Annotated in this window: 23 protein-coding genes; 13 read left to right on the top strand and 10 right to left on the bottom strand. The window is 72.7% G+C overall.

Annotation, left to right across the window (positions count from 1 at the left end):
* Positions 1–402: 402 nt before the first annotated feature.
* Positions 403–987: an isopentenyl-diphosphate Delta-isomerase gene (idi, locus tag ACTG9Q_RS18985; RefSeq protein ID WP_455574148.1), complete on the top strand. Its 585-nt coding sequence runs from the start codon at positions 403–405 to the stop codon at positions 985–987.
* The gene (locus tag ACTG9Q_RS18980) at positions 984–1,427 is read left to right on the top strand and encodes a PaaI family thioesterase (RefSeq protein ID WP_455574147.1); all 444 of its coding nucleotides are present in this window, start codon (positions 984–986) and stop codon (positions 1,425–1,427) included. The genes idi and ACTG9Q_RS18980 overlap by 4 nt, the downstream gene beginning before the upstream one ends.
* A 44-nt stretch (positions 1,428–1,471) precedes the next feature.
* On the opposite strand, the gene ACTG9Q_RS18975 is transcribed toward ACTG9Q_RS18980, so the two are convergent.
* Positions 1,472–2,272: a class I SAM-dependent methyltransferase gene (locus tag ACTG9Q_RS18975; protein WP_455574146.1), complete on the bottom strand. Its 801-nt coding sequence runs from the start codon at positions 2,270–2,272 to the stop codon at positions 1,472–1,474.
* Between the two features lie 18 nt (positions 2,273–2,290).
* On the opposite strand from ACTG9Q_RS18975, the gene ACTG9Q_RS18970 reads away from it, so the two are divergent.
* A complete protein-coding gene (locus tag ACTG9Q_RS18970) occupies positions 2,291–3,082 on the top strand; it encodes an MOSC domain-containing protein (RefSeq protein ID WP_455574145.1) in 792 nt (263 codons plus the stop codon).
* 100 nt (positions 3,083–3,182) lie between these two features.
* On the opposite strand, the gene ACTG9Q_RS18965 is transcribed toward ACTG9Q_RS18970, so the two are convergent.
* Both ACTG9Q_RS18965 and murJ read right to left on the bottom strand, forming a co-directional pair.
* The gene (locus ACTG9Q_RS18965; RefSeq protein ID WP_455574144.1) at positions 3,183–3,611 is read right to left on the bottom strand and encodes an uL11 family ribosomal protein; all 429 of its coding nucleotides are present in this window, start codon (positions 3,609–3,611) and stop codon (positions 3,183–3,185) included.
* A 141-nt stretch (positions 3,612–3,752) separates the two neighbouring features.
* Complete coding sequence (gene murJ / locus ACTG9Q_RS18960) at positions 3,753–5,249, bottom strand: murein biosynthesis integral membrane protein MurJ (RefSeq protein WP_455574143.1); 1,497 nt, start codon at positions 5,247–5,249, stop codon at positions 3,753–3,755.
* Between the two features lie 81 nt (positions 5,250–5,330).
* Between murJ and ACTG9Q_RS18955 the strand changes: the two genes are divergently transcribed.
* Positions 5,331–6,935, top strand: a complete 1,605-nt coding sequence (locus tag ACTG9Q_RS18955; protein ID WP_455574142.1) for a peptide chain release factor 3 — start codon at positions 5,331–5,333, stop codon at positions 6,933–6,935.
* 93 nt (positions 6,936–7,028) lie between these two features.
* Positions 7,029–7,379: a hypothetical protein gene (locus ACTG9Q_RS18950; protein ID WP_455574141.1), complete on the top strand. Its 351-nt coding sequence runs from the start codon at positions 7,029–7,031 to the stop codon at positions 7,377–7,379.
* Between the two features lie 88 nt (positions 7,380–7,467).
* Here the strand turns inward: ACTG9Q_RS18950 and ACTG9Q_RS18945 are convergent, their stop codons facing one another.
* From ACTG9Q_RS18945 to ACTG9Q_RS18935, 3 genes are all read right to left on the bottom strand, one after another.
* Positions 7,468–7,845 carry a hypothetical protein gene (locus tag ACTG9Q_RS18945; RefSeq protein WP_455574140.1) on the bottom strand — a complete coding sequence of 126 codons (378 nt, stop codon included), beginning with the start codon at positions 7,843–7,845 and terminating at the stop codon, positions 7,468–7,470.
* 183 nt (positions 7,846–8,028) lie between these two features.
* A complete protein-coding gene (locus ACTG9Q_RS18940; protein WP_455574139.1) occupies positions 8,029–10,266 on the bottom strand; it encodes a rhamnogalacturonan lyase family protein in 2,238 nt (745 codons plus the stop codon).
* A gap of 175 nt (positions 10,267–10,441) precedes the next feature.
* Positions 10,442–11,626 carry a zinc-dependent alcohol dehydrogenase gene (locus tag ACTG9Q_RS18935; protein ID WP_455574138.1) on the bottom strand — a complete coding sequence of 395 codons (1,185 nt, stop codon included), beginning with the start codon at positions 11,624–11,626 and terminating at the stop codon, positions 10,442–10,444.
* A 107-nt stretch (positions 11,627–11,733) separates the two neighbouring features.
* On the opposite strand from ACTG9Q_RS18935, the gene ACTG9Q_RS18930 reads away from it, so the two are divergent.
* On the top strand, positions 11,734–12,003 hold the full coding sequence (locus tag ACTG9Q_RS18930; protein WP_455574137.1) for a hypothetical protein: 270 nt from the start codon (positions 11,734–11,736) through the stop codon (positions 12,001–12,003).
* A 43-nt stretch (positions 12,004–12,046) separates the two neighbouring features.
* Here the strand turns inward: ACTG9Q_RS18930 and ACTG9Q_RS18925 are convergent, their stop codons facing one another.
* Positions 12,047–12,310 (bottom strand): DUF4235 domain-containing protein, encoded by a 264-nt coding sequence (locus ACTG9Q_RS18925; protein WP_455574136.1) that lies wholly within the window; start codon positions 12,308–12,310, stop codon positions 12,047–12,049.
* 116 nt (positions 12,311–12,426) lie between these two features.
* Here ACTG9Q_RS18925 and ACTG9Q_RS18920 point away from each other — a divergent pair, with 116 nt between their 5' ends.
* The 6 genes from ACTG9Q_RS18920 to ACTG9Q_RS18895 all read left to right on the top strand — a co-directional run bounded on the left by ACTG9Q_RS18920 (position 12,427) and on the right by ACTG9Q_RS18895 (position 16,991).
* Entirely contained in the window at positions 12,427–13,575 is a 1,149-nt protein-coding gene (locus ACTG9Q_RS18920) for a glycoside hydrolase family 6 protein (RefSeq protein WP_455574135.1), read from the top strand.
* 184 nt (positions 13,576–13,759) lie between these two features.
* Complete coding sequence (locus tag ACTG9Q_RS18915; RefSeq protein WP_455574420.1) at positions 13,760–14,584, top strand: ABC transporter ATP-binding protein; 825 nt, start codon at positions 13,760–13,762, stop codon at positions 14,582–14,584.
* The gene (locus ACTG9Q_RS18910) at positions 14,581–15,417 is read left to right on the top strand and encodes an ABC transporter permease (RefSeq protein ID WP_455574134.1); all 837 of its coding nucleotides are present in this window, start codon (positions 14,581–14,583) and stop codon (positions 15,415–15,417) included. The genes ACTG9Q_RS18915 and ACTG9Q_RS18910 overlap by 4 nt, the downstream gene beginning before the upstream one ends.
* A gap of 12 nt (positions 15,418–15,429) precedes the next feature.
* On the top strand, positions 15,430–15,654 hold the full coding sequence (locus tag ACTG9Q_RS18905; protein WP_455574133.1) for a helix-turn-helix transcriptional regulator: 225 nt from the start codon (positions 15,430–15,432) through the stop codon (positions 15,652–15,654).
* A 46-nt stretch (positions 15,655–15,700) separates the two neighbouring features.
* On the top strand, positions 15,701–16,540 hold the full coding sequence (locus tag ACTG9Q_RS18900) for a MerR family transcriptional regulator (RefSeq protein ID WP_455574132.1): 840 nt from the start codon (positions 15,701–15,703) through the stop codon (positions 16,538–16,540).
* 37 nt (positions 16,541–16,577) lie between these two features.
* Entirely contained in the window at positions 16,578–16,991 is a 414-nt protein-coding gene (locus ACTG9Q_RS18895) for a hypothetical protein (protein ID WP_455574131.1), read from the top strand.
* Between the two features lie 6 nt (positions 16,992–16,997).
* Here ACTG9Q_RS18895 and ACTG9Q_RS18890 read toward each other — a convergent pair whose 3' ends face one another.
* Both ACTG9Q_RS18890 and ACTG9Q_RS18885 read right to left on the bottom strand, forming a co-directional pair.
* On the bottom strand, positions 16,998–17,141 hold the full coding sequence (locus ACTG9Q_RS18890) for a hypothetical protein (protein WP_455574130.1): 144 nt from the start codon (positions 17,139–17,141) through the stop codon (positions 16,998–17,000).
* Positions 17,142–17,197: 56 nt separating this feature from the next.
* Positions 17,198–19,111 carry a protein kinase domain-containing protein gene (locus ACTG9Q_RS18885; protein WP_455574129.1) on the bottom strand — a complete coding sequence of 638 codons (1,914 nt, stop codon included), beginning with the start codon at positions 19,109–19,111 and terminating at the stop codon, positions 17,198–17,200.
* 392 nt (positions 19,112–19,503) lie between these two features.
* Between ACTG9Q_RS18885 and ACTG9Q_RS18880 the strand changes: the two genes are divergently transcribed.
* Positions 19,504–19,674, top strand: a complete 171-nt coding sequence (locus tag ACTG9Q_RS18880) for a hypothetical protein (RefSeq protein WP_455574128.1) — start codon at positions 19,504–19,506, stop codon at positions 19,672–19,674.
* Here the strand turns inward: ACTG9Q_RS18880 and ACTG9Q_RS18875 are convergent.
* On the bottom strand, positions 19,629–21,713 hold the full coding sequence (locus ACTG9Q_RS18875; RefSeq protein ID WP_455574127.1) for a cellulase family glycosylhydrolase: 2,085 nt from the start codon (positions 21,711–21,713) through the stop codon (positions 19,629–19,631). The two genes, ACTG9Q_RS18880 and ACTG9Q_RS18875, sit on opposite strands and share 46 nt — an antisense overlap.
* Positions 21,714–21,897 lie beyond the last annotated feature (184 nt).

The raw sequence follows: 21,897 nt of genomic DNA, 5'->3' as shown, positions 1-21,897 counted from the left end.
ACGTGTACCCCTCCCCAAAGGATCACGATGAGCCCATTGGAAGACCGCGTCCGAGCATCGTGTCAGTGACCACACCGTTACGGCAACCGCGACTTCCGCGCTCGAATGGGGCGGCATGGGTCCATTGCGGGGCGGGACCAGGCCGGATACCCAAGTGGGAACAAACTGTTCAAAACCGCGCCGACAGACGGTCTTGTCAAGTTCACGGCCGTTAACAAATACTGACGACCATTCGCGCGGTCCACCCACCCGGCGGGCCTGACCGAGGGCGAGGGCCCGGGGTGCCCTGCACCGGACCCGCGCGGGGGTTCACCGGCGGTGGCCGCCTCCTCGGCAGCCACCGCCCCCCTCGATCGTGCGACGCCGCTTGCCCGGCGGGCACCCGTCCGGCAGGGTGGGCTGGTGATCAGCGAGGAAGTCGTGTTGCTCGACGAGTCCGGGGCCGCCGTCGGGACCGCGCCCAAGGCCGAGGTGCACCACGAGAACACGCCGCTGCACCTGGCGTTCTCCAGTTACGTCTTCAACCGCGACGGGCAGTTCCTGCTGACGCAGCGGGCCGCGCACAAGAAGACCTGGCCCGCGGTGTGGACGAACTCCTGCTGCGGGCACCCCGCCCCCGGCGAGCCGCCCGCCACCGCCGTGGCGCGCAGGCTGGCCGACGAGCTCGGCCTGATCGGGACCACCCGCATCGAGCTGGTGCTGCCGCGCTTCCGCTACCGCGCCACGATGGGCAACGGCGTCGTGGAGAACGAGATGTGCCCGGTGTACCGGGTGGTCACCGAGGGGGTGACCGCGCCGAACCCGGAGGAGGTCGACGCCGTCGAGTGGGTCGACTGGCCGCCCTTCGCCCAGGCGGTGCTGTCGGGCGCGCGGGCGGTCTCGCCGTGGTGCGAGCTGCAGGTCAGGGAACTCGCCACGCTCGGCCCCGACCCGCTGGCGTGGCCGCTGGGCGATGAGTCCGCGCTGCCCGCGGCCCTGAGCCGGTGAGCCACGAGGACACCTTCAACGCCGTCCTGGAGCACCTCGTCCCGCAGGCGCACCGGATGGGGGTGCGCGCGGTGGAGCTGGAGCCCGGCCGGATCGTGTGCTGGGTTCCCCTGGCGGGCAACGGGAACCACCTCGACACGATGTACGCCGGGGTGCTGTTCACCGTCGCCGAGGTGCTCGGCGGCGGGATCTGCCTGCCCTCCTTCGACCTCACCCGGTACTACCCGGTGGTCAAGAGCGTCCGGATCGACTTCCGCAAGCCCGCGCGGACCGACGTGCTCGCCGAGGCGACGCTGAGCGCGGCCCGGATCGCCGAGATCAAGGCCGCCGCCGACGAGCACGGCAAGGCGGAGTTCGTGCTCACCACGACGCTCGCCGACAACGACGGCACGGTCGTGGCCACCACCGAGGGCACCTACCAACTGCGCGTCCACACCTGACGGGACCCGCTGTCTGGTCCAGTGTGGACGATTCGCGGGCAGTGTCAGCCGCGGGCCAGCGCGGTGATCACGTAGTAGTCGACCAGCCCGTCGCGCCACGCCGGGAGCCAGCGGCGCGGCCACTCGGTCTCCGGGACGCCGAGCTGGGCGATCCAGGCGTCGAGCCCCGGCCAGACGTGCTCGCCGATGGACTCGGCGGCGACGTCGGTGAAGTCCGCGGCGGCGAGGTCGGCGCGGAAGCCGGGCAGGTCGTGCTCGCGGTCGACGCCGTCGGCGAAGGTCTCCAGCAACCGCGGCAGCGCGCCGCGGGTGGCGGGATCGGGGGCGAAGAACGTGGTCACGGTCAGGCGCCCGCCCGGCGCCAGCACCCGGTGCGCCTGCCTGGCGAACCCGGCGAGGTCGTCGAAGTGCTGCGCCGCCTCCAGGGACACCACGGCGTCGACGGACCGGTCGGGGAACGGCAGGGCGTCGGCCGCGCCCTGGCGGAAGGTGAACCGCCCGCCCGCCGCCGCGACCGCGTCGGCGTTGCGCTCGGCGGCCCGCCGCACCTGCTCGGGGTGCAGGTCGACCCCATGCAGTTCCGCGGGCGCGCACTCGGCGAACGCCCAGGCCGGGCCGACGCCGGTGCCCGGCCCCACCTCCAGCACGCGCAGGCCCGCGAGGTCGGCGTAGACCAGCCGGTAGAGGGCGAGCTGGCTGTCGACGCGCTGCCGCGTGCCGATGGGCGGGTCGAGCGGGATGTCCCGCCAGTAGCCGAAGTTGATGAACCCGCCCGCGAACACCGGCAGGGAGCTGAGGTCGTCCTCGCCGTACATCCTGGCCCGCAAGGCCACCGCGTCGGTCACCCCACTTACGCTAGCGGCATGGGGACCGTGCTGGGGCTGTTCACCTATCCGATCAAGGGCTGCGCGGGCGTGGCGCTCTCCGACAGCGAGGTGACCCCGGCCGGGCTGCGCCACGACCGCGCCTTCATGGTCACCACCCCCGAGGGCCTGTTCCGCAGCCAGCGCCGCGACCCGCGCCTGGCGGTGATCCGCCCCGAGGTGCACGAGGACACCCTGGTCCTGCGCGCGGACGGCGTGGAGCCGGTCAGCGTCGCGGTGGACACCACCTCCGCCCGGCGGGGCGTGCGGCTGTTCGCGATGCCGTTCCTCGGGATCGACCAGGGCGCGGCGGCGGCGAAGTGGCTCTCGGCGGTGCTGGGCGCGCCGAGCAGGCTGGTCCGGGTGCCGCCGGAGCACGCCAGGGTGGTGGCGGGCGCGACCCCGGGCACGTCCGGCTGGGCCGACAGCGCCGCCGTGCACCTGCTGGCCGAGGCGTCGCTGGCCGACCTCAACGCGCGCCTCGACGTCGCGCTGCCCATGTCGCGGTTCCGCCCGAACGTCGTCGTGGACGCCATCGGCGGCGAGCCGAACGGGGAGGACCGGCTGCGCGCGGCCGAGGTCGGCACCACCGCGCTGGCCTACTGCAAAGCGGCGATCCGCTGCGCCGTCACGGTCGTCGACCAGGAGCGCGGGGAGAAGGCGGGCAAGGAGCCGTTGCGCACCCTGGCCACGTACCGCCGCCACCCGGACGGCGGGATCACCTTCGGCGTCAAGCTGTCCGTGACGCGCCCCGGCAAGGTCTCCGTCGGCGACACCGTCACCTGGACATGACACAGGCATCCGGACATGACCGCAGGGCAGGCGCCTGGACATGACGCAGGCGCCCCTGGCGTGGTGCCAGGGGCGCCTGCGGAGTCCGTCGAAGACCGGGTCAGTCGGTGACAGTGACGCCCATGCTGCGGGCGGTGCCTGCGACGACCTTCAGTGCGGCCTCGATGGTGGTGGCGTTCAGGTCGGGCATCTTGCGCTCGGCGATCTCGCGCGCCTGCGCGCCGCTCAGCGTGCCGCCGGACTTGTGGCCGGGGGTGGCCGAGCCGGACTTGGCGCCGAGTGCCTTGCGGATCAGGAAGGAGGTGGGCGGGGTCTTCAGCCGCAGCTTGTGGCTGCGGTCCTCGAAGACGGTCACCACGACCGGCACGATGTCGCCGCGCTGGGCGGCGGTGGCCTCGTCGTACTCCAGCTTGATCGCGCGCGTGTTGGCGCCGGTCGGGCCGAGCATCTTGCCCAGGTCGACCATGGCGGCGTTGCCCGCTTCGAGTTCGAGCGTCGCCTCGAACGTCTTCTTCTGCTTCGGTGGCATTTCCCGCTATCTTCTCTCTACGACGGACCTAACCGCCAAAGGGTACTACGCCGCTGGGGCGAAGCCCGCGGCGGAGCCCCATGAGCACCCGGCCGAGCCTGCCAGACCCGCCGATCACGGCCCCGTCCACTCCCCCAGCCGCTACCTTCCCGTGGCCCCGGTCAGCAGCCGGAACTGCCGGGGCGCGGCGACGCGCAGGACGCCCGCGTAGGTGACCAGCGCGGCGGCGCCGACCACGGCCACCACGACGACGTCGTCCGCCCCGGTCAGCACCGCCCGGCACCCCAGCGCGACCCCGGCGGCCACCGCGGCGGCCAGTGCCACTCCCCCGACGGTCGACAGGACCGGCGGCGTCGCCCCGTGCCGCCTGGCCAGCCCCCGCACGGCCACCACGGCCCCCACCACCCCGCTGGCCACCGTCGCCACCGCGATCCCGGTCACCCCGAACCGCGGCGCCAGCAGCAGGTCGCCCGCCACGTTGACCGTCATCGCCGCCACCGCCGAGCGCACGGCGATCCCGCCGTCGCCGAGGGCGTAGGCCGTGCGGGAGGCCACCTCGCGCACGGCCAGCACCGGCAGGCCGACGGCCAGCACCGCCGCCACCGAGCCGGTCAGCGCGACGGCCGGGGCGTCGAAGGCGCCGCGGCCGAAGACCACCGCCACCACCTCGGTGGACACCACCGCCAGCACCACCGCCACCGGGGCCAGCGCCGCCGTCAGCGCCCCCATCCCCCGCTCCACCAGCCCGCGCAGTTCCGCCCGCCGCTCGGGCGCCACCGCCGCCGACAGCCGCGGGTACAGCGCCGCCAGCAGGGTCGCCACCACCAGCATGTCCACCGACGCCACCAGCCGGGCGGCGAAGTTGACCGCGGCGATGGCGCCCTCGGACACCGTCGAGGCGACCGCGCGGTCGACGATGGTGTTGACGTTGGCCGCCGCGCTGCCCACCAGCAGGGCGGGGAGCAGCCGCAGCATCTCGCGCAGCCCGGGGTCCCGCCATCGCAGCGTCGGCCACGGGCGGCGGACGACCGCGCGGACCGCGGGCACCTGGATCACCAGGCGGACCGCGGAGCCGAGGACGAACCCCCAGGCCAGCGCGGTCACCCCGAAGACAGGACCGGCCACGGCCGCCGCGGCGACCATCACCAGGTTGAAGCCCGCGCCCTGGATGGCGGCCGGGGCGAAGCGGCCGAGGGCCTGGCCCGCGCCCGCCAGCAGGTTCGTCGCGCTGATCAGCACGGTGGCGACCAGCACGACGCGGGTCAGCTCGACGGCGCGGGCCGCGGTCGGGGCGTCGAACCCGGGGGCGAGCAGCCCCACCACCGCGGGCGCGCCGATCCACATGGCCGTCCCGCCCACCAGCAGCACCACCCCGGAGAGCCCGAGCGCCGCCCGCACGCCCGCGACCCCGTCGGCCGGGCGGCCCTCGGCCGCCGCGCGGGCCACCACCGGCACCGCCGCCTTGGCCAGCGCGCCCGCGACCAGGCCGAGCACGAGGTTCATCAGGCCCTGGGCCACGAGGAACGCGTCCAGGGCCGCGCCCGCGCCGAAGACCGCGGCGATCACCACGTCGCGCACCAGCCCCAGCGCGGAGCCGACCAGCGTCAGCCCGGCGGTCAGCAGCGCCGCTCGCCGCACCCCCAACCCAACCGCCCTTCCTGGGAGATCCGGGCCAAACCGTAAACTCGCCACGATTCCCGCGAACGTTCAGGAGGGCGTGTGGCCATCGAGACCGCAGCCGACGTACTGGCCACGGCGCAGCGGCGGCGCACCTTCGCGGTGATCAGCCACCCGGACGCGGGCAAGTCGACACTCACCGAGGCGCTGGCGCTGCACGCCAAGGTCATCACCGAGGCGGGCGCGGTGCACGGCAAGGCCGGGCGCCGCGGCGTCGTGTCCGACTGGATGGAGATGGAGCAGGCCCGCGGCATCTCCATCACCTCGGCGGCGCTGCAGTTCGACTACGGCGACTGCGTGGTCAACCTCCTCGACACCCCCGGCCACGCCGACTTCTCCGAGGACACCTACCGCGTCCTGACCGCGGTGGACAGCGCGGTCATGCTGCTCGACGCCGCCAAGGGCCTCGAGCCGCAGACGCTCAAGCTGTTCGAGGTCTGCCGCCACCGCGACATCCCGGTGATCACCTTCATCAACAAGTGGGACCGCCCCGGCCGCGCCGCGCTGGACCTGTGCGACGAGCTGGTCGAGCGCATCGGCCTGCAGCCCATGCCGCTGACCTGGCCGGTCGGCGACGCCGGGCACTTCCAGGGCGTGGCGGACCTGCGCACCGGGCAGTTCATCCGCTACGGGCGCACCGCGGGCGGCGCCACCGCGGCCACCGAGGAGCACCTCGACCCCGAGCGCGCGCTGGCCGAGGTCGGTCCGGAGTGGACGCGCGCGGTCGAGGAGGCCGAGCTGCTGGCCATGTCCGGCGGGGCCTTCGAGCACGAGCGCTACCTGCACGCCACCGCGACCCCGGTGCTCTTCGGCGCGGCCGTGCTCAACTTCGGCGTCCGGCACCTGCTGGACCTGTTGGTGTCGCTGGCCCCCGCCCCCACCCCGCGCCCGGACGCCGCGGGCGCCGAGCGGCCGGTGGACGCGCCGTTCTCGGGGTTCGTGTTCAAGGTGCAGACCGGCATGGACCGCGCGCACCGCGACCAGGTCGCCTTCGCCAGGGTGTGCTCGGGGCTGTTCGAGCGCGGGATGGTCGTCACCAACGCCACCACCGGCAGGCCGTTCGCCACCAAGTACACCCAGCAGATGTTCGGCCGCGAGCGGACCACTGTGGACACCGCCTACCCCGGTGACGTCATCGGCCTGGTGAACGCCACCGCGCTGCGGGTGGGCGACACGCTGTACGCGGGCAAGCCCTCGGTGCGCTTCCCTCGGCTGCCGACGTTCACCCCGACCGCCTTCGCCGTGGCCAGGCCCACGGACCTGGGCAAGGCCAAGCAGTTCCGCCGGGGCGTCGAGCAGCTCGGCGCCGAGGGGGTCGTGCAGGTGCTGACCTCCGACCGCCGCGGCGACGCCGCCCCGGTGTTCGCCGCCGTCGGCCCGATGCAGTTCGAGGTCGCCGCCCACCGCATGGACGCGGAGTTCAACTCCCCGATCCGGCTGGACCAGCTGCCGTACAAGACGGTCCGCAGGCTCACCGACCCCGCTCAGGCGCCGATCCTCAACACCGGCAGCCGAAGCGAGGTCCTGGTCCGCGCCGACGGCACCCTGCTGGCGCTGTTCCTCGACGAGATCTCCCTGGGCATGGCCAAGCGCCTCAACCCCGAACTGGCCCTGGACGACAGCCTGGTCGACACCGACAACGACTGAGGGGCGCGGCGGCCCCTCAACTGGCTGGTGTGGCCGTCATGGCACGGCCGTTGCTACCGTTGAGAAGGTTCACCGTCCGTCAGGGGAGCGAACATGCCCGAGCCGTTCTTGGTCGCCATCGCCGCCGCCCTGGCGGGCCGGTCGGTCGCCTCGCTCTACGACCTCGTCAAGGGCCGGTTCAGCGGCGGCCGCGAGCGCGACGCCCTGGAAGCCGCCGAGGGCGCGGGCCCGGACTCCCCGCAGGTCGCCGCCCTGGCGGGCGAGCTGGAGCGCACCGCGGCCGCCGACCCGGACTTCGCCACCGCCCTGCGCGCCGAGTGGAACGCCGCGCAGGTCCAGCAGGTCGTCGACCACGGGTCGGTCTCCAACCACGTCAGCGGCACGGTGACGGGCAACGTCGTGCAGGCCAAGGACATCCAGGGCAACATCAGCTTCGGCTCCTGACGCGCCCCGCTCCCGCCGGCCCTGCTCTTGGCGGCCCCGCTCCTTGACGGTTCCGCTCTTCGCGGTGCGGGCTGGGCCGAATCCAGGTCTAGGACCACGCCTTCTTGCACTGGGCCGCGAGGGCGCCCGCGAGGATCAGCGGCAGGATGCTCTGGAATCCCAGCGCCTCCGGTGCGATTACCAGCGTCAGCAGCAGGCTGAACGCCTGCAGCCCCAGGTAGAGCCAGGCGCCCCACAGCTTCTTGAACCAGGCCGCGACCAGCCCGCTGACGGCGATGAGCTGCAGGATCACGGCCACCGCCACGAAGCCGAGTCCGTCGCCGCCCTGGTCGGCGGCGTCCGACCAGGCCAGGCCCAGCACGATTAGGGCGAGCAGGTTGAGCAGGCTCAGCACCGCGAGCAGGGTAATGGTGATCCCGGTGTGCCGGGGCTGAGCTGTCGAGCGCCGCTCCTCGGGTTGCGTCATGCCCTCGCTCCAATCCAGGGGGAGTGTCGGCCCGACCGTAGCGGCGTGGGTACATCCCGTGTCCCGGGAATGACGGGACATCCCGCGAATGGCCGCACCGTCCGCCGCCGCTGGACCAGCCGCGAAACAGGCGCCCTGCCGCATGCGGGTCGGCAGGGCGCCTGCTTTGGTCCTCAGTGGAGGTCAGCGCGCGTAGCGCACGTCCGGCCACGGGGCCGGGCGCATGCCGTCACCGATGTGGAAGCTCGGGTGCGGCGGCTGGTTGTAGGCGGTGTTCTGCCAGGCGATGGCGACCCGGTACTGCGTGTCGTGCATCAGGGTCGGCATGCGCACGGACGTGGTGTGCGGGGTGCTGTAGACGCGCAGGGCGGAGTTGTCCGACGTGCGCCAGATGACTTCCTCGCGCCAGTCGCCGAGGATGTCGGCGCTGAGGGCCGGGGTGGCCTTGCTCCCGTTGTTGGAGGCCACTCCGGAGCCGGTCAGCAGACGGGTCTCGCCGCCGGTGCCGTACTTGTCGATGCGAGTCTGGTCGAGCAGCTCGCGGGACGGGTCGCCGTCCCACCAGATCAGGAAGTTCGCCGACGAGGGCTTGCGGCCGACCCCGGCGCCCCGGGTGTTGCGGACCTGGCTGTCGGCCGACGACCAGGACTCCGCACCAGGGCTGCCCGCCCAGATGTCGCTGGAGACACCGCGGCCGTTGTCCCCCGCGGGGGCGGTCTGCCACAGCCGGGCGCCGGTGCGGGCATCGGCGAACCAGGTGCCGGGCATGGAGCCGTTCTCGGAGATCTTGTAGTACTCCAGCCCGGGGCGTGACGGGTCGAGGTCGCCCGCGTGCCCGGCGTCGCCGTGGCCCAGGCCGGTGGTCCACAGGCCGCGGCCGTTGTCGTCGATGGTGGCGGCGCCGTAGAGGATCTCGTCGCGGCCGTCGCCGTCGACGTCGGCCACCGACAGGCTGTGGTTGCCCTGCCCGGCGTAACCGCCGTTGCCGGAGGAGTTGCTGTCGAAAGTCCACCGCCGCACCAGGGCGCCGTCGCGGAAGTCCCACGCGGCGACGACCGCGCGGGTGTAGTAGCCACGCGCCATGATCAGCGACGGGCGGGCGCCGTCCAGGTACGCGGTGCCCGCGAGGAACCGGTCGACGCGGTTGCCGTAGCTGTCACCCCAGGAGGAGACGCTGCCGCGCGGCGGGTCGTAGTTCACCGTCGACATCGCGGCGCCGGTGAGGCCGTTGAACATGGTCAGGAACTCCGGGCCCGCCAGGATGTAGCCGCCGGAGTTGCGGTGGTCGGCAGAGGCGTTGCCGATCACCCGACCGGTCCCGTCGCGGGTGCCGTCGGCGGTCTTCACCGCCACCTCGGCGCGCCCGTCGCCGTCGTAGTCGTAGACCTGGAACTGCGTGTAGTGCGCGCCCGCGCGGATGTTGCGGCCCAGGTCGACGCGCCACAGCCGCGTCCCGTCGAGGCGGTAGGCGTCGATGTAGACGTTGCCGGTGTACCCGGACTGGGAGTTGTCCTTGGCGTCGGCCGGGTCCCACTTGAGGATGATCTCGTACTGGCCGTCGCCGTCGACGTCGCCGACGCTGGCGTCGTTGGCCACGTAGCCGGAGCCGGGGATCTGCAGCCGCACGTCGTGGTAGCCGCCCTCCATCCGCAGGGCCGCGGGGGACGCGGGCTGCTCGGCGCCGTCGACGACCGCGCGCACCGTGTAGGCGGAGCTCGACGCGGCACCACTGTCCAGGTAGGACGTGGCGCCGGTCAGCGGGCTGCCGTTGACGCGGGTGGAGCCGCGGTAGAGGTTGAAGGCGACGTTCTGCGGGTCGCCCGCGAGGAGGCGCCAGCTGACCAGGTTCCCACTGCCGCTGCGGACGCTGACCAGGCCGCGGTCCAGGCGTTCGACCTGCTTGCGGCCGGTCGGGTCGCCGACGGGCGGGGGCGTGGTGGTCGTGGTGGTTGTCGTGGTCGTGGTGGTGGGTGTTGTCGTGGTGGTCGGCGGCGGGCCGTCACCGCCGCAGGTCGTGCCGTTCAGGGTGAAGGAGGCGGGCTCTCCGGGCTGGCCGGTGTGGGTGCCGTTGAACCCGAAGGACGCCGTGCCGTTGGTCGGGATGGCCCGGTTGTAGTCGACGTTCGAGGCGGTCACCTGCGTGCCCGAGGTGGCGAACGTGGCGTTCCAGCCCTGGCTGTAGGTCTCGCCGCCTGCGAAGCGCCAGCTCAGGGCCCAGCCGTCGATCGGGTCGCCGGTGTTGGTGATGGTGACGTTCGCGGTGAAGCCACCGCTCCACGAGTTCTGCACGGCGTAGTCCACCGAGCAGCCGGGCGCCGCCGCGGCCCCGCCCGCGACGATGACCAGGCCGCCCAGTGCCATCGGGACGGCAGCGGCGGCAGCCGCCCACCGCCGTCCGCGGCGAGGGGATCGAGTGTGCACGTGTGCTCCTCAGAGGCGCCCGGCAACACTGCCGGGACTGGGATGCGGGAGCGCTCCCAAGAACGGAAAGTAGCACTCACGCAACGCCCCGAAAACCCTCACAACTCAACTTTGTCAATCACACGAAGTTAGGCCCGTCAGCCTCGTGAACGAGCACGGCCAACAAAAGCCCAGGTCAGGGGCGAAGGAGCACCTTCACCGCGCCGTCGCTTTTCTGCTGAAACATTTCGTAGGCCGCGGGGGCCTCCGACAGCGGCAGGTGGTGGGTCGCGAAGTCCTCGGTGCCCAGCGGGTCGCCGTCGGTGAGCAGGGGAAGGATCTCGGGCACCCAGTTGTGCACGTTGGCCTGACCCATCCGCACCTGGATCTGCTTGTCGAACAGGGTCAGCATCGGCAGCGGGTCGGCCATCCCGCCGTAGACGCCCACGATGGAGATCGTGCCGCCGCGGCGGACGATGTCGATGGCCAGCTTGAGCGCGTGCAGCCGGTCCACGCCCGCGGTCCGCATGAACCCGGCGGCGACGCGGTCGGGCAGCAGCCCGGCGGCGCGCTGGGCGAACCCCGCCACCGGCGAGCCGTGCGCCTCCATGCCCACCGCGTCGATCACCGCGTCCGGCCCCCGGCCGCCGGTCCTGGCGCGGATCTCGTCGGCCAGGCCGGAGCCGAGCGCGCGCAGGTCGAGGGTGTCCACCCCGCGCGCGGCGGCGCGGGCCAGGCGCTCGGGCACGAGGTCGACGCCGATCACCGTCTCCACGCCGCGGTGGCGGGCGATGCGGGCGGACATGTCGCCGATCGGGCCGAGGCCGAGCACGACCAGGCTGCCACCAGGCGGCACGGCGGCGTACTCCACCGCCTGCCACGCCGTGGGCAGGACGTCGGAGAGGTAGACGAAGCGGTCGTCCGGCGGGCCGTGCGGGACCTTGATCGGCATGGTGTCGCCGAAGGGCACCCGCAGATACTCCGCCTGCCCGCCGGGCACCTGGCCGTAGAGCTTGGTGTAGCCGAACAGCGCCGCGCCGGAGCCCTGCTCACGCACCTGGGTGGTCTCGCACTGGGACTGCAGTCCTTGCCCGCACATGAAACACGTGCCGCACGCGATGGTGAACGGCACGACGACCCGGTCGCCCTCGCGGACCGCGGTCACCGCGGAGCCGACCTCCTCCACCACGCCCATGGGCTCGTGGCCGAGGATGTCGCCCTCGTCGAGGAAGGGGCCGAGGACCTCGTAGAGGTGCAGGTCGGAACCGCAGAGCCCGGTGGAGGTGACGCGGATGAGCACGTCGGTCGGGTCGGCGATCACCGGGTCGGGAACGGTGTCGACGCGGACGTCGCGGCGGCCATGCCAGGTGAGTGCCTTCATGCCGACCGGATTGCCGCTCGCGGGTTGCCGAAAACCTCTGATGGAGGAGTTTTGTCGGCAGCCTGCCTGGGCATTCACCGATTGTCTCCCGCATCCCTATCGAGGAAGTGATCACCGTGTCCGCCGACTCCGACCCCGATGGCGTGCCGTCGGCAGGCGCCATCGTCACCTTCGTCCGCCGCGGTTCGCCCGTCCCCGAGCCGATCGGGTCCGGCGTCGTCGTCGGCCCGGTGTTCCCCGACCTGGACACCGGGCGCTGGTGGGTGGGCGTCCGCCTGCCCTCCGAGGCGCCCGGCCAAGCCCCCGGCGTGGACCTCATCGGAGTGGAGTCCATTGTGGACAGCATTCCGCCCCGGTGGGAGAAACCCGTCTGGTGACAGACCACTCGACAGCGGCGCCGGACCACGTCCGGCGCCGCTCTCAGTCGTCGAGGGATTCCCCGGTGATCTTGCGGTATCCCTTGGCGCCCGCGCGGTCGACGGCGGCCTTCACCACGCCGAAGATGGCGCCCTGGATCATGGCCGCCACCAGCACCTCCCGGGTGGTGTGCTCGGGCGAGGTGGCCTTCGGCGCGTCCTCCTGATCGGAGACGAGGTGCCACAGGCGCTTGAACAGCGCTCCGGACAGGACGCCGCCGAGCACGCTGATCAGCAGGCTGAGCGGGCGGTAGATCAGCTTCAACATGCCTACGACTACCCCCGCGGCCACCCCACCGAAACCGAGGGGTTGTGATCTGGGTCATCGCCGACCATGCTGTACTGGCTGGGAGCGCTCCCAGGAACTCGGTGAGGAGCAGCAAGGTGAACAAAGGAAACAGGCGCCGCGCGCACTTGGCCGCACTGGCCGCTGCGGTCGCGGTCGGCACGGTGATGTCCACCGCGAGCGCGCACGCCGACCGCGGCGGACCGCCCCACCTGCCGAAGGGCACGCAGTTCTACGTCGAGCCCAACACCAACGCCGCCCAGCAGGCCGAGCGGTGGCGGGCGGAGGGCCGCACCGGGGACGCCGACCTGATGGCCGCGATGGCCGCCCAGCCCCAGGCGATCTGGTTCACCACCGCGGGCGCGGACGAGGTGCGCGAGGACGTGCGCGAGGTCGTCCTCGCGGCGCGGGCCAAGAACCAGGTGCCGGTCCTGGTCGCCTACTTCGTGCCCTACCGCGACTGCTCGCAGTGGTCGGCGGGCGGCGCGCGCAGCGAGGCCGAGTACAAGGAGTGGATCGACGCCTTCGCCGAGGGCATCGGCGACGACAAGGCCGTCGTCATCGTCGAGCCCGACGGCCTGGCCCTGCTGACCAGTGAGCCCTGGTGCACCATCGGCCCGGACGAGGAGCTGGTCCCACAGCGCTTCCGCGAGATCAACCACGCCGTCGACACCCTCAAGCGCGGCAAGCACACCCGCGTGTACCTCGACGCGGGCCACTCCGCGTGGCAGGCCCTCAACGACTACGACGCGGGCTACGGCGACCCGCGCCAGCAGCTGGGCATCGTCAACCGCCTGCTCAACGGCGGCGTCACCAAGGCGGACGGCTTCGCGCTGAACACCTCGAACTACCGCTGGAACGAGGACCTGGTCCAGTACGGCACGCGCGTGTCCAAGTGCCTCTACCTGCGCACCGAGCAGGGCGCCACGACCTGCCCCGCGGACGCCGAGCTCGACGCCATGAAGATCCGCAAGTCGAAGATGACCCACTTCATCCTCGACACCAGCCGCAACGGCCAGGGCCACTACACCCCCGGCGACGGTGAGACCGACTGGTGCAACCCGCCCGGCCGCGGCGTCGGCGTCCGCCCGACCGCGAACACCGGCATCCCGCTCGTGGACGCCTTCGTCTGGTCCAAGCGGCCCGGCGAGTCCGACGGCGAGTGCCAGGGCGGCCCGCCCGCCGGTGGCTGGTGGCCCGAGAAGGCCCTGGAGCTGGCCGAGCTGGCCTCCCCGCCCCTGATCTGATGCCCGGCTGATCTGATGCCCAGATGAGCGCGGGGAGCCCTCGGGTTCCCCGCGCTTATTTTCACCCCGATGATGTAGTACTTATGCTATCTTCCGCAGCATGGAGACTACCGACGTGGCCGCCACCTCGGCGCGGCAGGGGGAAACGGTAGGCAGTGTCGCGATCCGCGTCCGCGGGTTGCGCATGCGCTACGGCACAAAGGACGTGCTGCACGGCGTGGACTTCGACGTCCGCGTCGGCGAGCTGGTCGCCCTGCTCGGCCCGAACGGCGCGGGCAAGAGCACCACAATCGAGATCCTGGAAGGGTTCCGCACCCGCTCCGACGGCGAGGTCGAGGTGCTGGGCGTCGACCCCGCGCACGGCGACGAGCGCTGGCGGGCCGGGCTGGGCGTGGTCCTGCAGTCCTGGCGCGACCACGCGAAGTGGCGCGTGCGCGAGCTGCTCGCCCACCTGGGCCGCTACTACACCAACGCTTTCGACGTCGACGAGCTGCTGGCCCTCGTCGGCCTGGCCGACATCGGCGGGCAGCGCGTCGGCACCCTCTCCGGCGGCCAGCGCCGCAGGCTCGACGTGGCCATCGGCATCGTCGGGCGGCCGCGCCTGCTGTTCCTCGACGAACCGACCGCGGGCTTCGACCCGCAGGCCCGGCGCGAGTTCCACGACCTGGTGCACCGCCTGGTCGACGTGGAGGAGACCACGGTCCTGCTGACCACCCACGACCTCGCCGAGGCCGAGAAGCTGGCCGACCGCATCCTGATCCTGGCCGGGGGCCGCATCGTCGCCGACGGCAGCGCCGACGAGCTGGCCCGGTCGGTGGCCGGGCGCGCCGAGGTGCGCTGGACCCGCGGCGGCGAGCGGTTCGTGCACGCCGCCGACGACGCCACGGCGTACGTGCGCGACCTGCTGAACTCCGAGGGCGAGCCGGTGACGGACCTGGAGGTCCGCCGCACGTCGCTGGAGGACACCTACATGACCATGGTGCACAGCCAGGAAGCGGGGACCCGATGAGCGCGCTGAGCCTGGGAGTCGACCGGGGCTGGATCACCTGGCGCAGCCAGAACTCCAGCCGCGAGGGCGTGTTCAACCTCGTCTTCTACAACGCGGTCCCGCTGGTCTTCCTGATCACCTCGCGCAGCTCGACGCTGCCGGGCACCGACATCGCCCTCGGCGCCAAGCTGCTGCCCGGGATGCTCGCGCTGATGGTCGTGTTCTCGGTGATGGGCACGGCCTACTACCTGTCCACCGAGCGCGAGGACGGCACGCTGCTGCGCGCCAAGGCGGTCCCGCGCGGGATGTCGGCCTACGTCGTCGGCCTGTCGTTCGTGGCGATCCTCGACGTGCTCGTCTCCCTGCTGATCGTTCTGGTGCCAGGGATGTTCATCGTCCCGGGCGTGTCGGTGGGCAGCGTGACGCTGTGGCTGGGGCTGCTCGGGTACGTGGTCCTCGGCCTGCTGGCCTGCCTGCCGCTGGGCATCCTGATCGGCTCGGCGATCAGCAGCCCCCGGGTGATCGGCGGTTTCGGCTTCCTGATCACGATGGGCCTGGCGATGCTCTCCGGGCTGTTCTTCCCCATGCAGGCGCTGTGGGGCTGGGTGCAGACGCTCGTGCAGGTGATGCCGCTGTACTGGCTGGGCCTGGGGATGCGCTCGGTGTTCCTGCCCGACGAGGCCGCGGCGCTGGAGCTGACCGAGTCCTGGCGCACCGTCGAGACCATCGCCGTGCTCGGCGCGTGGGCCGCGGTCGGGCTCGTCCTCGGCCCGATCCTGCTGCGCCGCACCGCGCGCCGGGAGTCCGGCGCGGTCATGGAGGCCCGCCGCACGCAGGCCATGCAGCGGGTCTAGAGAATCCCCGGCATGAGCGAGAACGTCCACAACCGGATCGCGGTGCTGCGCGCCGAGCGCGAGATCTCCCGCCGCCAGCTGGCGGACGCGCTCGGCGTGCACTACCAGACCGTGGGCTACCTGGAACGCGGCGAGTTCAGCCCGAGCCTGCACCTGGCCCTGCGCATCGCCGAGTTCTTCGAGGTGCCCGTGGAGCTGGTGTTCTCCACCAAGCCGTTCCCGCGCATCGGCTCCTGACCTCAGGCACTGTCGAGCTCGCGGCGGTCGCGTGCCCGGTCGCCGCGTGGCGGTGTCAGACTCGACGGTGATGGGCGATGACGAGCGGGCGGTGTGGACGGCCGGACAGGTGGCGCGCGAGCTGCGCCTGCCCGAGTCCACGCTGCGCGCCTGGCACCGGCGCTACGGCCTGGGCCCGCACGCGCCGCGGCCCGGCCAGTACCGCCGCTATGGGACCGAGGACGTCGCCCGGCTGCGGCACATGCGGGAACTGGTCGACGCCGGGATGCTGCCCTCCGACGCCGCGGCCGCCGTCACCGGCCAGGACCGGCCGCTGGGCGAGGTGCTGGCCGACGTGCTGGCCGCGGCCCGCCGCCTGGACACCACCGAGTGCGCCCGGCTGCTCGACCGCACCCGCGCGGCCGTCGGCGTCGTGCCGCTGTGGGACCTGGTGTGCCGTCCGGCGCTGCTGGCCGCCGACGCCGACCAGCGCGCCGAGCCCGACAGCGTCGACACCGAGCACGCCCTGTCCTGGGCGGTCACCACCGCCCTGCACCGCGTCCCCCACCCGCCCCACCCGGCCGCGATCCTGCTGGCCTGCGCCGACGGCGAGCAGCACGCCCTGCCCCTTGAGGCCCTGGCCGCCGCGCTCGCCGAACGCGGCGTCCCCACCCACATGCTCGGCGCGGCCGTCCCCGCCGCCGCCCTGCTGCGCGCGGTGCGCACGACGAGCCCGCGGGCGGTGGTCCTGTGGTCGCACCACCGCGACACCGCGCACCCCGGTCCCGTCCGCGCGCTGGCGCGGCTCGGCCCGCTGGCGGTCGTCGCGGGTCCGGGCTGGCAGCGCAGGCCCCCGGGGAGCGTGCGGGTGGGCAGCCTCGCCGAGGCGGTCGAGCGGCTCGGCTGAGCGCATCGTTTGGCCCGGCCGGGGGTAGTCCGTGGGCATGGACCCCAGGCTCACCGAGGAGATCGACGTCGACCAGCCCACCATCGCCGCGGTGGGGAAGCTGACCGAGGCGCTGGAGACCGTCGAGATCGCCCGCGGGCACCTCTACGCCTTCCACCAGCTCACCGGGTCGGCGGACTTCAAGCTGGAGGAGGCCATCGACGGCCTGCGCGAGGCGGGCCACCACGACCTGGCCGAGCGCCTGGCCCGCGAACTGCTCGGCCGCAATGTCCTGCCCGGACGCTGGACGTTCCAGGTCGTCGAGGAGTACGACAGCCTCTACTACGACCCGTTCCGCGCCTTCGAGCGCCAGGGACGCGCCCTGACCCGCGGCCACAGCCACCTCTGGGAAGCCCAGCTCAAGCGCAGGCGCCGCACCCCGGGCGAGCCCGGCCACGAGCCCACGCCATGACCTGCTTCAGGCGCCCCGCCTGACGTCCCGGGCGGGCCGGGTGGGCGGCGGGGCGGGCTCACGCCGCTCCAGGTCCAGGGCGACGGCGATGGCGGTGCCGATCATGCGGAAAACCCACCGGAACGCGCGGCGGACGGGGCGTCGGGGCACCGGGCCATTGTGCCGCAGGCGGCCCGCTGCCCCACTCCCCCGGTGCCCGCGCCGGGTCAGCTGCTGCTGAGGACGGTCGACTCGTCGATCTTCCACGCGCTGCCCGCGCGCACCAGGACGTAGCGGTGGCGCTCGCGGACGTCGCGCCCGTCCTTGAAGGCGTAGTCCACAGTGGCCTCGACGATGTTGTCGCGCGCGGAGACGGCGCTGACGGTGACGGCGCTGATGGAGCCCCAGAAGGCCGAGTATCCCTTTCGGCCCCCCGCCGGGGACTGCTGGTACTTGGGGGTGAGCCTCTCCCAGCCCGCGGCGAGGTCACCGGGCATCAGGGCGTAGTAATCGGCGATCGCCTTCTGCGGAGTCGCCGTGGCGGGCGGGGCGGGCGCGACGGCCCGCGTGGTGGTCGCCTGCGTGGTGGTCGGCGGTGGCGTGGCCGTGGTGGTCGTGGGCTCGGCCGAGGCGGGCGGCGGTTCGGCGGGGGCGGGCGGCTGGCCCGCGCCCTGCTCCGACGTGGGCGCCACCTCAGCCGTCGTGGTCGACGCCCCGGGCGACGCCGCGCCCGGGTCATCGTCTTGGCCCCACAGCACCACCGCGGCGACGACGGCCGCCACCAGGACCATGGCGCCGACGAGGAGCGCGCCGCGTTTGCGGTTCCCCGCCGACTCCTCGGCCGGGTCCGACGGCGCGGCGACGGGAACGCCCCGCCGCGGCTCCGCGTGACCGTCGGGGCGCGCGGCGATCGCCCCCTCCCGCTGCTGCGGGCCGCCGACGGGCCGGTCCGCCCGCTGCCGCGGGTCGACTCCTGCCGACGGCTCCACCCGCTGCGTGGGGTCATCCGCGGGCGGCTGCGATGCCGGACCAGCCGCGGGCGGCGACTCTGCCCGCCACGCCGGGTCGACCGGGGACGGCGAGTCCTGCTGCAATTCCTGCTGTGAATCCAGCTGGGGTGCCGGATCAACCGCGGGCGGCGCAGGCTCGGCCTGCGGCGGCGACTCCTCCCTCGGTGCCGGGTCGGCCGCGGGTTCCGCCCGCGGCGTCGGATCGACCAGGGGCAGCGGCTCGTCGACCAGCGTCGGGTTGACCGGGGGCGGCAGGTCCGTCCGCAGGGTGGGGTCGGCGTCCCCCGGCGACAGGTCCAGCGGGACGGCGCCTGCGGCGCCATCCTCCGCCGAGCCCGCGACGGCCGCGAGGGCGTCCCGGGCCTGGGCCATGGTCGGGCGCTGCCCGGGGTCGGTCGCCATCATGGCGACGAGCACCTCGGTCATCGGCCCCGCGCGGGTGGGCGGGTCGATGTCCCCGGAGGCCACCCGGAACAGCACCTTCATCACGTTGTCGGCGTCCCCGTAGGGCGCCTTGCCCTCGACCGCGGCGTAGAGCGTCGCGCCGAGGGAGAAGACGTCGGAGGCGTAGGAGCCCTGCTTGCCCTGGCCCACCTCCGGTGAGAGGTAGGCGGGCGTGCCCGCCACGCCCCGCGTCGTCGTCCCGGCGACGTCCTCGACCACCCGGGAGATCCCGAAGTCGGTGATCTTCACGGTGCCGTCCTCGCCCAGCAGGACGTTGCCCGGCTTGACGTCGCGGTGCACCACCCCGGCCTCGTGCGCCGCCGCGAGCGCCGCCGCGGCCTGCGCCCCCAGCCGGGCCACCTCCAGCGGCGGCAGGCTCCCCCGCTCGTCGAGCAGGCCCGCCAGGCTGGTCGACTCCAGGTACTCCATGACCAGGTACGGGCGCCCGCCGTCATCGATGACGTCGAACACCGTGATCGAGTGCCGGTGCTGCAGCCGCGCCGCGACCCGCCCCTCGCGCATCGTCCGCCGACGCACCGTCTCGGCCTGTACCTCGGTGAGCTCCGCGGGCAGGTGCAGGCGCTTCACCGCGACCGTGCGGTGCAGTCGCTCGTCGTAGGCCCGCCAGACCTCGCCCATGCCGCCGCTGCCCAGGCGCGCGATCAGCCGGTAACGGTCCGCGATCACCCGTTCCCTGTCATCAGAAGCAGCCACCTGGATGAGGTAACCCCACCGAGCGAACCCGAAACAGTGATCACCTCAGCGGCCCGCGCTCCTCCTACGGGCTGCGGCCCGGTCTCGCCGAGTATGGGCAGGTCAGCACGAGTTGGGGTCTGCTTGAATCGCCAGGTGGGATACCGCCGAACCGCGCGGCCGGGCCGTCAGCCGACCGTCGAGAGCAGGACCGGGTGAGCGAGTTCGACGTGTTCCTGGCCGCCTGCCCGCCCGCACGACGCTGAGGCTGGTGGCCGACACCTGGTCGGTCATCGTGCTCGGCACCGCTGGCGCGCCTCATCGCCGACACCGGCTGCGAGCCGCTGCGGGTCGGCGACCTCCGGCACGCCCACAACCTCGAGGCGATGGCCGCGGTCGTGATCTCGCTGCTGTTCGGCGGGGCCGACCCCCACACGGTGTTCAACCTGGTGGACCCGGCCGACCCGGCGGAACGCCCGCTCTCCCGGGCGGGAGAGCGGGCGTTCGCGGGTCAGGAGGTGGTGCCGGTGACCGAGCTGCCGGACTTCGTCACGTAGTAGGTGAGCTTGGCGCCGCTCCAGTAGTGGAACGTCAGCGTCACCCGGGAGTTGTCGCGGACCTCGGCGAACAGCTCCGGCTTCAGCCGGGTCGCGGTCGCGGCGTAGTCGGGGGCGAAGGTGTGGTCGAACTCCTTGTACGACGTCCAGTTCTGCGGTCCCGCGTTCGTCCCGTCGGCGTACTTGGCCTCCATGGTGGCCAGCTTGTCGCCGCGGAAGGTGGTGGGGATGGCGAAGGCCGCGGTGGTGCCGGTGGCGTTCGCCAGGACCGGGGTGTCGTAGGTGACCAGGTCGATCCGCCACGGCACGCCCTGGGAGAAGCGCGCCGACAGCGAGGCGTTGACCCCGTACGGGCGCGAGCCCGACAGGCGGGTGATCAGCGCGGCGGACAGGGTGAGCTGGGTGCCCGAGACCGTGTAGTCGCTGCCGCGGGTGAGCACGGTCGTGCCGTGGCGCAGCTCGGTGAAGGTGGTGCCGTTGAGGTTCAGGGTCACCGTCTTCGCCGCGACCGCGGCGGACTTGGCGCTGAAGACCTGGTCGGTGGACGCGGTGCCGGAGCGCACGGTCCAGCTGGACTTCAGCTGGGCGGTCAGCTCGGGGTCGCTCCACTGGAAGGACGTGCGGCCGAGGTGCTGGCCGTTGTCCCACAGCATGGTGGTGATCTTCTTCGCCCTGGCGTAGTAGCCCAGGTACTCGAAGAACTTCAGCTTCTCGCCCTGCTCGATGGTGCCGATGTGGCGGTCGAAGCCGAGCAGCCCCCACTCGCCGAGGATCACCGGGATGCCCTTGGCGACGAAGGTGTTGTACACCCGGTCGAAGGAGTCGGTCAGGTCCTTCTGCGCCGTGGCGTCGAAGTGCGTGCCGCCCGCGATGTTCACGCTGAAGGGCCAGTAGCCGTAGTAGTGGACCGTGGCGATCAGCCTGCGGTCGTTGAGGCGGGTCATCGTGGTGGCCAGCTCGTCGAGGCGGGCCTGGTCGGAGGAGGTGTGCAGGGTCGGCAGCACCAGCAGCCGGGTGGCGTTGTTGCCGCCGGAGCGCCGGACGATGGAGTGGAACGAGGTGTTCAGCTCGTCCAGCAGCTGGGCGTTCTGCGCGGCGCCGGAGGAGTTGGCGAACTGCGGCTCGTTGACGCTCTCCAGGACCAGCTTGTCCGAGGAGTCGCGGAAGGCGCTCGCCAGCTGGGTCCAGACGGCGTTGTACTTGGCCAGCACGTTCGTCCGGTCCGTCGGCATGGCGTTGATCCACTGCCACGAGTCGTGGTGGATGTTGACCATGACGTAGAACCCGTCGGCCAGCGCCCAGCCCACGACCTCCTTGACGCGGTTGAGGTAGGCGGCCGAGATCGTGTGGCTGGGCGCGCCGCCGAGGTGGGCGCTCCAGGTGACCGGGATGCGGATGCTCTTGAAGCCCTGGGCGCGCACGTTGTCCAGCAGCGCCTCGGTGATGCGCGGGTTGCCCCACGCGGTCTCGTCGGAGCCGACGGCGTCCAGGGAGTTGCCCAGGTTCCAGCCCGGCTGCATCGCCGCGACCGCGGCCATGGCGTCCCCGGGCGGGTTGGGGTCGGTCGTCGTCGTGGTGGTGGTCGTGGTGGTCGTGATCGGCGGCGTCGTCGGGTTGGTGCTGCCGGTGCAGGTCACGCCGTTGAGCGTGAACGCGGTCGGCGCCGGGTTGGCGCCCGTCCAGCTGCCGTTGAACCCGAAGGTCACCGAGGCGTTGGTGGCGAGGGCGCCGTTGTAGCTGAGGTTGGTCGCGGTGACCTGCGCGCCGGAGGAGGTGACGGTGGCGTTCCACGCCTGGGACACCGTCTGGCCCGCGCTGTAGGCCCAGCCGAGCCGCCACCCGCTCACCGGGTCGCCGAGGTTGGTGACGGTGACGCTCGCGGTGAACCCGCCCGGCCACTGGCTCGGGGCCGAGTAGTCCACCCGACATCCCGCGGCGGCCTCGGCGGTGCCCGCGAGCGCGACACCCACCCCGGCCATCACCGTGGTGACGCCCGCCAGGATCGCACTCCAGCGGGTTCTGACTCGTTTACCTGACATGACGCTCCAATGACCGTTTGCGGGGTACCCAAAAAGCGCCCCCGAAGGGACTCGTCCCGCACACGGCGGTCGCCCCCGCCGGTACCCGCACCGGCACGTCAGCGGCATGGCGCTGACCTGACCGGGGCGTTCGCTCGGCCAGAACACTGCCTCCCACGGCACGGGCAGCGCAAGGCTTTCGACA

It is taken from the genome of Actinokineospora lacus (assembly GCF_053813445.1).
Note: the sequence above shows the minus strand (reverse complement) of the source record. Positions and strands in the feature narration are given on the sequence as shown.